General features: G+C 53.0%; 12 protein-coding genes and 8 tRNA genes. 3 read left to right on the top strand and 17 right to left on the bottom strand.

Annotation, left to right across the window (positions count from 1 at the left end):
• Window positions 1-5: 5 nt before the first annotated feature.
• From DQG23_RS40045 to DQG23_RS40010, 8 genes are all read right to left on the bottom strand, one after another.
• Window positions 6-1,202, bottom strand: a complete 1,197-nt coding sequence (locus DQG23_RS40045) for an ATP phosphoribosyltransferase regulatory subunit (RefSeq protein ID WP_113036658.1) — start codon at window positions 1,200-1,202, stop codon at window positions 6-8.
• 210 nt (window positions 1,203-1,412) lie between these two features.
• Window positions 1,413-1,913, bottom strand: a complete 501-nt coding sequence (locus DQG23_RS40040) for an acyltransferase (protein WP_113036657.1) — start codon at window positions 1,911-1,913, stop codon at window positions 1,413-1,415.
• A gap of 85 nt (window positions 1,914-1,998) precedes the next feature.
• On the bottom strand, window positions 1,999-2,658 hold the full coding sequence (gene ppaX, locus DQG23_RS40035; protein ID WP_113036656.1) for a pyrophosphatase PpaX: 660 nt from the start codon (window positions 2,656-2,658) through the stop codon (window positions 1,999-2,001).
• Window positions 2,659-2,745: 87 nt separating this feature from the next.
• Window positions 2,746-3,738 carry a prolipoprotein diacylglyceryl transferase gene (gene lgt, locus DQG23_RS40030; RefSeq protein WP_113036655.1) on the bottom strand — a complete coding sequence of 331 codons (993 nt, stop codon included), beginning with the start codon at window positions 3,736-3,738 and terminating at the stop codon, window positions 2,746-2,748.
• Window positions 3,739-3,762: 24 nt separating this feature from the next.
• The gene (gene hprK / locus DQG23_RS40025; protein ID WP_113036654.1) at window positions 3,763-4,707 is read right to left on the bottom strand and encodes an HPr(Ser) kinase/phosphatase; all 945 of its coding nucleotides are present in this window, start codon (window positions 4,705-4,707) and stop codon (window positions 3,763-3,765) included.
• A gap of 412 nt (window positions 4,708-5,119) precedes the next feature.
• On the bottom strand, window positions 5,120-6,241 hold the full coding sequence (locus DQG23_RS40020; protein WP_113036653.1) for an ABC transporter ATP-binding protein: 1,122 nt from the start codon (window positions 6,239-6,241) through the stop codon (window positions 5,120-5,122).
• A 92-nt stretch (window positions 6,242-6,333) separates the two neighbouring features.
• Window positions 6,334-7,443, bottom strand: a complete 1,110-nt coding sequence (locus DQG23_RS40015) for a PucR family transcriptional regulator (RefSeq protein ID WP_113036652.1) — start codon at window positions 7,441-7,443, stop codon at window positions 6,334-6,336.
• A gap of 182 nt (window positions 7,444-7,625) precedes the next feature.
• Window positions 7,626-8,441 (bottom strand): NlpC/P60 family protein, encoded by an 816-nt coding sequence (locus DQG23_RS40010; RefSeq protein ID WP_158560951.1) that lies wholly within the window; start codon window positions 8,439-8,441, stop codon window positions 7,626-7,628.
• A 239-nt stretch (window positions 8,442-8,680) separates the two neighbouring features.
• Here DQG23_RS40010 and DQG23_RS40005 point away from each other — a divergent pair, with 239 nt between their 5' ends.
• From DQG23_RS40005 to DQG23_RS39995, 3 genes are read left to right on the top strand one after another with little or no spacing between them, the layout of a single operon-like run.
• The gene (locus DQG23_RS40005) at window positions 8,681-9,073 is read left to right on the top strand and encodes a hypothetical protein (protein WP_113036650.1); all 393 of its coding nucleotides are present in this window, start codon (window positions 8,681-8,683) and stop codon (window positions 9,071-9,073) included.
• Window positions 9,074-9,078: 5 nt separating this feature from the next.
• Complete coding sequence (locus DQG23_RS40000; protein WP_113036649.1) at window positions 9,079-9,672, top strand: gluconate 2-dehydrogenase subunit 3 family protein; 594 nt, start codon at window positions 9,079-9,081, stop codon at window positions 9,670-9,672.
• A gap of 37 nt (window positions 9,673-9,709) precedes the next feature.
• A complete protein-coding gene (locus DQG23_RS39995) occupies window positions 9,710-11,296 on the top strand; it encodes a GMC family oxidoreductase (protein ID WP_238178248.1) in 1,587 nt (528 codons plus the stop codon).
• 194 nt (window positions 11,297-11,490) lie between these two features.
• On the opposite strand, the gene DQG23_RS39990 is transcribed toward DQG23_RS39995, so the two are convergent.
• The 9 genes from DQG23_RS39990 to DQG23_RS43330 all read right to left on the bottom strand — a co-directional run.
• Window positions 11,491-11,566, bottom strand: a tRNA-Lys gene (locus tag DQG23_RS39990).
• A 7-nt stretch (window positions 11,567-11,573) separates the two neighbouring features.
• Window positions 11,574-11,658, bottom strand: a tRNA-Tyr gene (locus DQG23_RS39985).
• 62 nt (window positions 11,659-11,720) lie between these two features.
• Window positions 11,721-11,796, bottom strand: a tRNA-Phe gene (locus DQG23_RS39980).
• 28 nt (window positions 11,797-11,824) lie between these two features.
• A tRNA-Asp gene (locus DQG23_RS39975) sits at window positions 11,825-11,901 on the bottom strand.
• Window positions 11,902-11,916: 15 nt separating this feature from the next.
• Window positions 11,917-11,992: transfer RNA gene (locus tag DQG23_RS39970), tRNA-Thr, on the bottom strand.
• 18 nt (window positions 11,993-12,010) lie between these two features.
• Window positions 12,011-12,086: transfer RNA gene (locus DQG23_RS39965), tRNA-Val, on the bottom strand.
• Between the two features lie 36 nt (window positions 12,087-12,122).
• Window positions 12,123-12,199 (bottom strand) — tRNA-Met (locus DQG23_RS39960).
• A gap of 69 nt (window positions 12,200-12,268) precedes the next feature.
• Window positions 12,269-12,359, bottom strand: a tRNA-Ser gene (locus DQG23_RS39955).
• Window positions 12,321-12,528 (bottom strand): hypothetical protein (locus DQG23_RS43330; RefSeq protein WP_238178247.1); only part of this gene is annotated, 208 nt, incomplete at its 5' end. The genes DQG23_RS39955 and DQG23_RS43330, both read right to left, overlap by 39 nt.

Here is a 12,528-nt window from a genome sequence, read left to right as displayed (position 1 = left end):
GGCCGCTAGAAAAACGATATTATGTCTCCGTACCGCTGCCCGTCATACTCGTAGACGCCCTCGGCTACCAGCTTCATGCTGTCGCCTTCGCTCTCGTTCTCGATGCGCCGCGTCTCCACCTTCAAGCCTTCGCGGCCGCGCATTTCCTTGGCGCAGCGGAACGCTTCTTCGCGGTGATTCGCATCGTATAAGATCAGTACCTTATACGGCTGCTCGATTTCGCCGCCGGCGACCTCCATGATCCGGTTCGTCTTGAGCGCGAACCCCGTAGCCGGGGCCGGTCTGCCGAACTGGGCGAGCAGGTTGTCGTAGCGCCCGCCGCTGCATACCGGAAAACCGTGATCGGCCGCATAACCCTCGAAAGTCATCCCCGTATAATAAGAAAAATTGCCGATCATCGTCAAATCGATGACAACATGCTCGCTGACGCCGTAAGCTTTAAGCACGTCCCATACCTCGCACAAATGCGTCAGCGACTGCTGAGCCTGCGGATCCCTCGTCACCGACCGCGCTTGCTCGCATATTTCATCCCCGCCGCGCAGCCGCAAAATACTTTCCAGCTCCGCCCGCTTCGTATCCTCAAGCGCAAAATCGCGGATCAGCTTCCGGTAGCCGACATAATCGCGGTTCAAAAGACGCTCCTTCAGCGCCGTCTGTTCCTCGTCGCGCCCTTCCAACGTCTCGTTGAACAGCCCGTTCAGAAAGCCCACATGCCCGAGCGCGATCTTGAAACGCTGCACGCCGGCCGCCTGCAGCGACGCAATCGCCAGTGCGATCACTTCCGCGTCCGCTTCCGATGAAGGGTCGCCGACCAGCTCGACGCCGGTTTGGTAAAACTCCGACTCGCGTCCCGCTTCCTCCTCGAATGTGCGGAACACGTTCGCGTGATACGAAAGCCGGACAGGCAGAGGCTCCGTTTTGAGCAGCGACGCCACTACACGGGCGATCGGTGCGGTGATGTCGGAGCGCAGCACCAGCGTTCTTCCGTTCTGATCGAGAAGCTTGAACAGCTTATTGTCGGACGTAGAGCTGGCGGCGCCCACCGTATCGTAAAACTCCAACGTCGGCGTCACGATTTGGCTGTACCCCCAGCGTTCCATGCAGCCGAGCACCCGAAACTCGATGCTGCGAAGCTTGGCGACGGCTTCCGGCAAGTAGTCCTTCACGCCGGTCGGTTTTTCAAACACTTTTGGCTTCGACATTGCATTCACCTCGACACGAATTCCATTTACAAACAGTATATCACAAAGCGCTTTAGTGCGCTACCATGTGACCATACTAATATGCTAATAAATTAAAGGAAACAAAAAATGTAATGGCTAGTTTATCACGGATGCGAACAAGCGTCAATCTCCGTCCATCGCCGCCCTAAAAGCAAACAAGAGAGAGGCTCGACGCCCCCCTCTCTAATCTTATGTATCGCCGGATACCCCGCTCTCGCGAATAACCCTCAGCGGATTTCCCGCGACAAAGCTTCCGGCCGCTACGTCTTTATGGACGACGGAGCCGGCGCCCACAACCGCATTATCGCCGATCGTGACGCCCGGTAAAATCGTCGTATTGGCGCCGATCATCACATTGGAGCCGATCCGAACCTCGCCTAGCCTGTACTCGCGAATCAAGTATTCGTGCGCAAGAATCGTCGTATTGTAGCCGATGATCGAATTGTTGCCTACGCTTATTTTCTCCGGAAAAAAGACGTCGACCATCACCATCAGCGCGAAAGACGTATGTTTCCCGACCTTCATACCGAGCACATTCCGATAAACCCAGTTTTTGAAGCGCAGGGAGGGGGAGTATCGCGTCAGTTGGATAAACACGAAATTCCGTATCGTCTTCCATTTGCTTACGGTGGTGTATACTTGCCAGAGCGCGTTCGGCCCTTCGGTCGGATAACGCTGAACGTTTCTCACTCTTCATCCCTCTTCACGTCAGCTTGCTGCCGCCTGTCATAACGGCTGCCGGCAACGATAACGCGACAGCCGCCTAATGATCAAATTATGCTTTACGCCCCGCTTCGGACAAACCGGCCAATGCGAGCAGCTCGCGCATATCATGGAGCATAAAGTCAGGATTGTATTCCTGCAGGAACGCTTCCCCTTTCAGCGTCCAGGCCACCCCGGCCGCTTTCACGCCTGCTCGCTGCGCCGCCAAAATATCGTATTGGCTGTCGCCGACCATCAGCGTAGAGGCCGGTTCCGCACCAAGCTCACCCATCGCCTGCAAAATACCCTCCGGACTCGGCTTCGGCTCCTTTACGTCTTCCACCGTAACGATAACGTTCAAGTACTCGTCCAATTTAAGCAGCTTTAGCCCCATTTGGGTCGTCAGCCGTATTTTGCTCGTCACAACGCCCATCCGGATGCCGGCGGCGTGCAGCTCTCCCAGCACCTCGCGCACGTAAGGAAACTCCTCGACCAGCTCGTCATGCCTCCGGATATTGTACTCGCGATATGCCTGAACAAGGTCTTCGACTTGCTCCCGCCCGCTAAAATGACGCATCTGCTCAACCAGCGGTCTGCCCATATTCGGTACGATATGCTCGCGCGTAAAGGGTCCGGGGGTTTGTCCTTCAAGCGCATGCAGAAAGCTTGCGATAATGAGCTCGTTTGTATTGACAATCGTCCCGTCCAAATCAAACAATATGGTTTTAATCATTGCTGCACTCCCTTGCTGACTTCCTTCCATCCAGCCGAACATTTGTCCGGGGCATTACGACGTTAGTACGACCGGATCGTATACCGTTTATACGCGATCCGCCGCGCCATCGCCTGCACTGCCGCTTTGCTCGTCTTTCCGGCCTGGCTTCGTGTCCGCAGCCGGATCTGACGGAGCTTTGCTCGAAACGATCGGATCGGCATACCGGACCGCCGCATACCCTTTAACCCGGCGAATCACAATAAATAAAATAGCGCCGATGATGATCAACACGCTGAGCATCTGAGAAACGCGGATGTTTCCGTATGACATATTGCCTTCCTCGAACAAGATCGTCATTGGCGACCATAAACCGCGAACGACGGCCGCTAGCCAATCCGGGCCGGTGAATGCCAGGCTGTCCGTCCGCAGCGCTTCAATGAAGAAACGGCCGAGCCCGTACCAGATGAAGTAAGCCATGAATTGCTCGCCCGCCCGCAGGAACGGTCTCCGGCGCAAAACGAACAGAAGCAGCAGACCCGCTAAATTCCAAACCGATTCATAGAGAAAGGTCGGATGGTAATATACCCCGTCGATATTCATTTGATTCACGATAAAGTTAGGCAGATGCAGCGTGTCGCGCAGGAATGACTCCGTCACTTCCCCGCCGTGCGCTTCCTGGTTCATAAAGTTTCCCCAGCGCCCGATCATTTGCCCGGCGATCAAACCGGGCGCGCATATATCGACGATGCGCCAGAAGTTGTAGCCTTTCGCCCGCACATAGAAAAACGCCGCGATGATTGCGCCGATTAAAGCGCCGTATATCGCAATGCCGCCCTGCCAAATTTGGATGATCTCCGCGGGATTTTGGCTATAATAGTCCCACTTGAACGCCACATAGTAGATACGCGCTCCAATGATAGCCGAGGGTACGCCGATCAACAACAAGTCCATGAAGAAGTCGGATGGAATCCCGAAACGCTTGCCTTCGCGAATCGCCAGAAACAACCCGAAAAGCGCAGCGGACCCCAGAATGATACCGTACCAGTGGACCGGAATCGGACCCAATGAAAAGGCGATCGGGTTTAAGCTTAAAGCCATAGGTAAAGCTCCTCTCCGTCCGTTTTAGGTCTCGTTTTCGTATACGTCTTCGTTGTTGAGCGTTTCCGTAAGCCTGTTCGTAAATTGAAGCGCCGCATTGTAGCCCATCCGCTTAAGACGATAGTTCATTGCCGCAACCTCGATGATGACCGCCAAGTTCCGTCCCGGACGAACCGGTATCGTGACAAGCGGAAGATCGGTATCGATAATGCGCGTCAGCTCCTCGTCAAGCCCCAGCCTATCGTACTGCTTATCCTGCTGCCAGGTTTCCAGCTTGACGACGACGTTGATTTTCATATTCGTCCGGATCGCGCCGGCACCGAATAGCGTCATGACATTGATGATGCCGACGCCGCGTATTTCGAGCAGGTGTTTGATCAAATCCGGCGCATTGCCGATTAAAATATTTTCAGCCGTTTGCCGAATTTCTACCGCATCATCGGCTATCAACCGGTGACCGCGTTTGACGAGTTCAAGCGCCGTCTCGCTTTTCCCGATTCCGCTCGTTCCCGAAATGAGCATCCCGATTCCGTATACGTCAACGAGAACGCCGTGTATCGTCGTGGATGGCGCCAATCGGCCCTCTAGGAAATCCGTTATATTGCCGGAGAGCGTAGTCGTCGGGTGGTTGCTGCGAAGCACCGTAAATCCGCGTTCCGTCGCAATTTCAATCAGCTCCTCGGGAACCGTCAGCCCCCGCGTTACGCATATACACGGCGTTTCCTCCGAACAAAGCAGTCCCATTCGCTCTTTGCGTTCTTCTATGGTAAGCGTTTCGAAGAAAGCAAGCTCCGTTCTACCCAAAATTTGTACCCGTTCGCGGGGATGATAATTGAAATATCCCGCAAGCTCAAGTCCGGGACGATACAAATCGGAAACCGTAATCACACGCTTTAATCCCGCCTCGCCGCACACGACCTCCATCGAAAACCGCTGCACAAGGTCTGACACCTTTATTTTTTTAGGCATCTCCCCAGACTCCTCTCCGATACGCCCTGCGTCCCCACTCGAACGCTCGATGGCATTTGCTTGCTGTCAGGAACCATTTATGAAATCGAACCCGATTTTTTCAACGATAATTCCATCGTAATTCAATTGGAAGATGAAATCAACCAAGGATAAACGGCTGCGACGTTTTTTCCGAGTGAAGTTGTCGTTTACCGGGACATCGAACAATCGGCAAGGTTAATCTTCCAGAGATTCAAGGATAAACGGTTTCGCCGTCCTAAACACTTTCGAAGAAAGCAACTTCGTAAGCAGAAGCTGGGACGCGCGCGTTTACCGTTGAAATATTAGCGCTTGTTATGTAAAACGTATAAAGTCTTATATTTTCAAAAAGAGGCCAGCTCTGATGAGCTGACCTCTTGGTACGCCGGATCGATTAGTTAGCGAAGATCGAAAGCGACGAGTCTTTATCGAAGAAGTGCGCTTTGTTCATGTCGAGCGCAAGCTTAACGTTCGTTCCTTCTTTGAAGCCTGCACGGCCGTCAACACGAGCGATTACGCTATCTTTGCCCATGCCGTTCAGGTACAGGTACATTTCGTGACCAAGGTTCTCGGCAACTTCGATGAACGCGTTCACGATCGTGTTCGGGGAACCTTCCAGGAAGATCGGCTCTTCGTGGATGTCTTCCGGACGAACGCCGAGGACGATTTCTTTGCCTACATAACCTTTGTCGCGAAGAACTTTCGCTTTGCCTTCCGGAAGTTCAACGCTTACGCCGTTTGCTTTGAACAGAACGGAGCCGCTTTGCTCTGCCAATGTGCCTGTGATGAAGTTCATCGAAGGCGATCCGATAAAGCCGGCTACGAACATGTTGACCGGGTGGTTGTAGATTTCTTCAGGAGTAGCCGCTTGTTGAATAACGCCGCTCTCCATAACGACGATCCGCTCGCCCATCGTCATTGCTTCTGTTTGGTCATGCGTTACGTAGATAACGGTTGTGCCAAGGCGTTTGTGCAGCTTGCTGATCTCAGCACGCATCGCAACACGGAGCTTAGCATCAAGGTTGGACAACGGTTCGTCCATCAGGAACACTTGCGGCTCACGAACGATCGCACGGCCGAGGGCGACACGTTGACGTTGTCCGCCGGACAATGCTTTCGGTTTACGGTCAAGCAAGTGCTCGATATCGAGAATTTTAGCCGCTTCGCGAACGCGTGCGTCGATGTCGGCTTTTTTGAATTTACGAAGTTTCAATCCGAACGCCATGTTCTGATAAACGTTCATGTGCGGATACAGCGCGTACGATTGGAATACCATCGCGATGTCGCGGTCTTTAGGAGCCACGTCGTTTACGAGGCGGTCGCCGATGTACAGCTCGCCTGCAGTAATTTCTTCAAGACCGGCAATCATCCGCAGCGTCGTCGATTTACCGCAACCGGATCCACCTACAAGAACAACAAATTCCTTGTCCTTAATGTCGAGATGGAAGTCTTTAACCGTTGCTTCATCGTTACCCGGATATTTCTTCACAATATGGTGTAAGCGTACGCCTGCCATGTCTATTCCTCCCACATTTCGTTTATCAAAAAGTATATTCTTATCTTAACTGACCCGCGCCCAAATGGCTATGCACAATCTGTACAAAAAAATTACTTCCTTTTCGTCACTTTATACAAAAGCATCGCTACCTTCACAAGTACGGCATCCGTAAAATTCCGGACGTCAAGTCCGGTCTCTTGCTTGAACTTATCCAACCGGTACAACAGCGTGTTGCGGTGAATGTACAGCTTTTTGGCCGTTTCGCTGACATTGCAGTCCAGAGTGAAAAACTGCTCCAGCGTCGATTGCGTCTCCGCATCGAGCATGTGATCGACGTGCTTCAGAACCCGTTCCACGAATTTTTGCTTCTCCGTCTCGGGCACCGCGATTAGAAGCTTCTCCAAATGCAGCTTCCACGGCAGATGAATGCTGCTCCCGATCTCATACGTCCTCCCGAGCGCCATCGTTTCGCGCATTTGCAGAATCGTGCTCATCAGCGATTTGGCCGGAATGATCGGATAATGGACGGATAAGTGACATTCCCCGACCCATTCGCTGGAAAGCATCTCATACAAGCCGGAGCAGATCGAAGCGAGCGAATCCTCGAGGCTTTCATCGCCGTCGTTCTCCCTGTCTTCTCCGCTTTCCGACAGCAAATGCTCGGACCCGAGTATCAGCCACTCTTTATCCATCAAGGGAATAAGCACGATCTCGGCGTCGAAGAACGAATCCAGCAGCTTCTTCAAATCCTGATACTGCACGTTCCGGTTATCCGAATAATCGCCGTAAAGCAGCAGCGGTATTTTGGTAGCGTACATCGACAATTGGGCGGCAAGCGAATCGGGCATTTCCCCGTATGGATCCGCAAGCTCCAGCTGACGATAAAACCAATCCTTGACGAGATTCGCCTTGCGTTCATCTTCTCCGGCGGCGGACATTTTGGGCTTCTCCTGCGTCCGGCAAGCTTCGATCATCAGTTCGACAAGCTTCCTTTCGGCAGATGTCAGCAGCACCTCCTCAACGGAAAACACGCTCGCTTGACTGCCAGCGGATTCCAGCATAAAGTATAGCTGCCCGTTATCGGTAACGCTTGCACCCGGCTTGTTCCCTGCCGACTGCTCCTGCGCCAGCCGGACCCACTCTTGCTGCTGCAGCTTGCCGAGCTGAACCGGCGCTTGTAAAATGGCCCCCAGCTGCACTCTAATCCGTTCCCATTCCATAAGCGATACCTCCAAGGTTTGCCGAGAAACCAACGCTGGTTACATAGGCATCCCCATACATCAGCATATTCGACTGCCTGTACGTAATATGATACCCGCTCTGCAATACGAAAGAAACCCCTAAGCCGTTTCAAAGAGCGGTACAGGGGTTTCATTTTCCATAAAATTTTGTTAAAAACGATTTAATCGATAATTCGGCGCGCCGTCACGTAATGATTTGCCCACCAGTTATTTCTAATGCTTGAATAGGTGACGCCTTTGTCCTGGTATGTATGGATCATCATGCCGTCACCCGCATAAATGCCGACATGGCTGATTTGACCTTTCGGGCTTTTATCCGTAAAAAAGACGAGATCGCCCGTCTTCAGATCGCTCTTGCTTACATGCGTTCCCAGCCTCGCTTGATCCCGCGAAACGCGCGGCAGCGTGATGCCGTTCTGACTGTATATCGTCTTCGTAAAAGACGAGCAGTCAAACGTTCTCGTTTGACCGTAAGGCGCTCCATAGACATAAGGCGTTCCCACATAGCCGTTGGCATCGAGAATCAGCTTGACTCGCAGCTTGTCGCGGTCGGACAAAATACGCCTGCCGCCGAGAAACTGCGCCTCGTGTTCGGCGCCTACGCTTTGTACCGTCCGTTCGCTGCGGTTATCCGCGTCGCTCACATATTTTCCGTTCCCGATATATATGCCTCTTTCGTCAACTTGCCCGCCTTCTCCGAAGTAAACGACATCTCCGGTTTCCAGCTCCCCCAGCGTTCGGACAGCGGGCTTTCCAAGCGCTTCCGGACTATCCGGCTTCTCCGGCAATTGATATCGAAGCGTCTCGTAAGCGTCAAAAATATAGCTCTCCGCATGCGCATTCCGTGCTTGCTTGTACGAAGCCTTCGCTACGGCTCCCGATCCTGCCGACGCAGGTACCGGTTCCGCTGCCGCACCGGCCGACCGTTCATACCCAAACAACCCTGACGCCAGAGCCAGTGCTGCTGTTACGCACATCGTACTGCTCTTGATCCATTTCCTCATAAAAACGCTTGAATACCTCCTGGAGTTAATTGAGATGCAGTCTTCCGTCCAAACCAAAACTAGAATCCCCGTTTAACACAAGATTCATGCAATATCCCATGTAAAATTTGGCTCTCATACCCCGATAGGAACTTCGCGGATGGTTTGTATGAAGAACGGGGATAATGTGGGCAGGAAAGATTACCCTCCCTATATAGAAAGGTAGGATACTCATGAATTGGACCGGCTGGACGATCGAACGGTTTCTCATTTTATTCGTCGCCATAGCCTATTTATTGATAGGCGTGCAAGTGACGATGTCGCATTACCGGCAAAATTTCCACCATAAAGCGATGTGGGCTCCCGTTGTCGCATCGCCGATTTTCACGATAACGGGGCTCATGCTTGCCATGGCCAGAAGCGAATGGCTGTTCACCTTGTTTGCTCTGCTCATGTGGGTCGCCATCGTCGCCGGCATAGGCGGATTTTATTACCATTTTCACGGTGTCCGCATTCGAGTAGGCGGCTGGGCGCCCCGCAATTTTCTAGTCGGTCCGCCAGTTATTCAGCCGCTCTTATTTTCCGCCGTCGGCGCACTCGGGCTGGCAGCCGTTTACTGGGGGTAGCCGCTATGTCCCAAACAACTCACTACACCGATTATGATGTCATGAAGGAAAAACCGAACTGGGATCCCCACACGCAAACAATCGTCGAAAGCCGTTTGACCGGATCCACGGATTACAAGTATCTCACTCTCGAAGAAGCGGAGCTGCTCCGCTCGATCTGCGCGCTTCTGGTCGACGATTCCCGCGGGGAAATCATTCGGTTTGTCATCGGGCATATTGACGAAACCTTGTCTCGAGCCGTGGGAGAAGGGCAGCGCAAAGCCGGAGTGCCCGAAGAAAGGACGCTTGTCCGCAACGGTTTGAAGTCGATCGAGGCGTTCACCCTCGGCAAGCATACACGGTCGTTTTATGACTTGGAGGAAGCCGTTCAACTGCAGTTCGTGAGGGACTGGAGCGAAGGAACGCTGGACATCGGCGAACATTGGATCGTTAAGCCGAAGGACCTTTTTCATAAGCTGCTGTCGCTTACGGTTGACGCTTACTTCTCGCATCCCCAAGTATGGTCCGAGATGGGCTACGGCGGTCCTGCTTATCCGAGAGGCTACGTACGGACGGCAATCGGGCAAACCGACCCTTGGGAAGCCGTCAGAATGACATGATGTTATGGGCCATTATGAAAGAAAGGCGGGGGCTTGTGTGCTAAAACGAAAGTATGCGAACGAGGAAGTCGATGCCGTCATCGTAGGAGCCGGGGCGGCCGGCGGCGTATTGGCCAAGGAGCTGAGCGAAGCCGGCATGCGGGTGGTCGTGTTGGATGCCGGACCGATGCGGGATCCGCAAAATGATTTCGCAAGCGACGAGTTGTCCATGAAAAACCTGGCTTGGCAGGATACCCGGATTGTAGACGGCAATGATCCGATCAAGCTGGGGCATAACAATTCCGGCCGCGGCGTGGGAGGCGGCACTGTCCATTTTACCGGCGTATTTCTACGTTTCCACGAATCCGATTTTATGGTCCGCACGCTGGACGGCGTCGCCGAAGATTGGCCGATCCGATATACCGACCTGGAGCCCTACTACGATAAAATCGAAAAAGAGCTCGCCGTATCCGGACCCCGCTATTTTCCTTGGGGACCTTTTCGCGGGCCTTATCCTTACCCGGAGCGCGATCCGCTAAGCCCGAACGCCTATATGTTTCAGAACGGCTGCAGCAAGCTGCAGATCGAGAGCTCCGTGACGCCGCTTGCCATCTTGTCCGCTCCGTTCGAGGACCGGCCGCCGTGCATCAACCGCGGCTTTTGCAACCAGGGCTGTATGCCGAACGCCAAATTCAGCACGCTTATCGTCCATATTCCAAAAGCGATTCGTGCCGGAGCCGAGGTTCTGCCCGACTGCACGGTGACGCAAGTTTTAACGGGCAAAGACGGGCTAGCCAAGGGCGTAACGTTCGTGCATAACGGAAACACTTACGAGCAGCGGGCGAAAATCGTTATCCTCTCCGCCTTCGTCGTCGAAAACCCGCGCCTTCTTCTTCATTCCGCGAATGCGATGTTCCCCGAAGGACTCGCTAACAGCAGCGGCTGGGTCGGAAAAGCGGTCATGCCCCATAGCAGCAATGACGTCTATGCCAAATTTGAAGAAGAAATCCGTCTGTACAAAGGAACGCCCGTACTTGCAAGCACCCAGCAGTTTTATGAAACGGACCGCAGCCGCGGTTATGTGCGTGGGTATACGCTGCATGCGCACGGTACTCGTCCGGTCGGTTTTGCAGAGGGAATATCCCAGATGACAGGTACGCCGGTGTGGGGAAAACAGCTCCGCCAAACCGCGCTCGATTTCAATTTTTACGGCAGGGTTACGATGGTGGGCGAAGTGCTTCCGAGTGCATCGAACCGCGTTACGCTTACAGACAATAAGGATGACAACGGCATCCCGCGCGCTAAAGTTACATTCAGCTACGGCGACAATGACCGCAAACTGATAACGCATGCTGTCGAAACGATGAGCTCGATCCTGCGGGCAGCCGAAGGAAAGGTCGAATTTGTAACCGAGGATACCGGGCACTTAATGGGAGGATGCCGCATGGGTAGCGATCCGGAGCAATCGGTCGTAAACGCGCAGTGCCAATCGCATGATATTCCGAATTTATACATATGCGATGCCAGCGTTTTCGTGACGTCCGGAGGAGCCAATCCGACCAACACCGTCATGGCGTTAGCGGCCCGTACAGCCGATCACATTAAAAGCAAAGCGAAACGAATGGAGCTGGCTTCGGCCAAATAAAGACAGCAAAAAACCTTCCCTTTACCTGTGGTCAAAGGGAAGGTTTTTATTTGTTAGCCGGTGTCTTAGCTTCGGAAGCTTTTTTCTGCAGGGATGGTATTGGACACTAACTACCGCACATTGAGTACTGTATTGTGCACCTTAAGTCACATATGAAAAAAGAGCCCCTAAAGGGCTCTGTCATGTCAAAAAACTGGTGAGGCATGTAGGACTCGAACCTACGACACCCTGATTAAAAGTCAGGTGCTCTACCAACTGAGCTAATGCCTCATGGAAATGGTGGAGGATGATGGATTCGAACCACCGAACTCGAAGAGAGCAGATTTACAGTCTGCCGTGTTTAGCCACTTCACTAATCCTCCATAATGCCGTTACCTTGGTTTTCCCTAATAAACACCGGTTTATTAAGGTTTTAGAAGGTAAATGGTGGCTCGGGACGGAATCGAACCGCCGACACGAGGATTTTCAGTCCTCTGCTCTACCGACTGAGCTACCGAGCCGTATAAGCCTTCAAACAAAAAAAGAAAATGGCGGAGCTGACGGGATTCGAACCCGCGGTCTCCTGCGTGACAGGCAGGCATGTTAGGCCTCTACACCACAGCTCCATATGAGGTTGTTACTGGTGCCGTCGAGAGGACTTGAACCCCCAACCTACTGATTACAAGTCAGTTGCTCTACCAGTTGAGCTACAACGGCATGTACATGTTTAGATAATGGTGGGCGCTGACGGGATCGAACCGCCGACCCTCTGCTTGTAAGGCAGATGCTCTCCCAGCTGAGCTAAGCGCCCTTGATGATCAAAATATTGCGTATGAATTAAAAATAATGGTAGCGGCAGAGGGGATCGAACCCCCGACCTTACGGGTATGAACCGTACGCTCTAGCCAGCTGAGCTACGCCGCCACATTCAGGTAAGATAGAGNTACGCTCTAGCCAGCTGAGCTACGCCGCCACATTCAGGTAAGATAGAGATGGCGGAGAGAGAGGGATTCGAACCCTCGCACCACTTACGCAGTCTAACCCCTTAGCAGAGGGTCCCCTTGAGCCTCTTGGGTATCTCTCCAAGCTCATTATTAACGTCTTTATGGACAGGGCCGTCCGCATCGCCAAATGCGGTCTTGCTACGCCTTCCTGCGCGCTTGTCGCAGTCAAACGATGGCTTGATTCCCTGAAAACTAGATGCGAAGTGTTTGCTTTGTTCATCCTGTTCTTCGTAGTCCCTCTCCTGTCGG

This window comes from Paenibacillus contaminans (assembly GCF_003285015.1).
Lineage (GTDB): Bacteria > Bacillota > Bacilli > Paenibacillales > NBRC-103111 > Paenibacillus_V > Paenibacillus_V contaminans.
Note: the sequence above shows the minus strand (reverse complement) of the source record. Positions and strands in the feature narration are given on the sequence as shown.